The organism is Rhizobium croatiense (genome assembly GCF_019793465.1).
Lineage (GTDB): Bacteria > Pseudomonadota > Alphaproteobacteria > Rhizobiales > Rhizobiaceae > Rhizobium > Rhizobium croatiense.
Genome location: NZ_JAILYJ010000062.1, coordinates 1 through 593, shown reverse-complemented (window position 1 = coordinate 593; position 593 = coordinate 1). Strand labels below are relative to the sequence as shown.

The window sequence follows — 593 nt, the reverse complement described above, 5'->3', positions numbered from 1 at the left end:
TGAATAGGCGGCTGACGGCAAATCCTGCCGGAAGGGCGCTGTATTCCAGCTATCGGGAAGCTGGCCGGGTTGAGCCACTCCATGCCAAAACTCTGCGGGATCGGCGATCTGTGTGGAGGACTCCGGTTCAGCCGCCGCAGCCCTCGCTCGAGCACTGTTGGGCGCGGTGCTCAGACGTCGTTGGAGTTGCTCCCGATCGGCGACGAGGTTGTCGAGGTGCAGCACGGCTGGCCGGTCTCTTCGCGCCAGACGTCTAACGAGCGCCCGCGTGCCGTCAACCACGAAGACTCCGCAATCATAGCCGTTGCGCTGTTGGGTCATGCGGACGGGCTCCAGACGGGTACCCAACCTTTGTGCGAGCATTGCTGCAAACTCGTCGTTCTGGCCCCGGAAGGAGTCATAGTGATAGGCAGCCGGCTCCTCGCGGTTGCGACGGTCAACGAGTAGCAGCGACCAATGGGTGCCCCGGTGATCAGGATCCGAAGCACTGGCATCGCTCACTGGAAGGAACAGGAAGTCGGCTGTATCTCTTCCATCCTGATCATTAACGATGCGCTGGAAAGCGCTCAGCGCGGTGCTCTCATCGCCCAGGC

The 593-nt window shown here is 62.1% G+C and carries 1 protein-coding gene; it reads right to left on the bottom strand.

The genetic code is table 11. The annotated features are described in order from the left end of the window. Positions 1-501, bottom strand: a 501-nt coding sequence (locus tag K6M89_RS30555; protein ID WP_376744696.1) for a Ulp1 family isopeptidase, incomplete at its 3' end; no start/stop codon positions are given. Between the last annotated feature and the right edge of the window lie 92 nt (positions 502-593).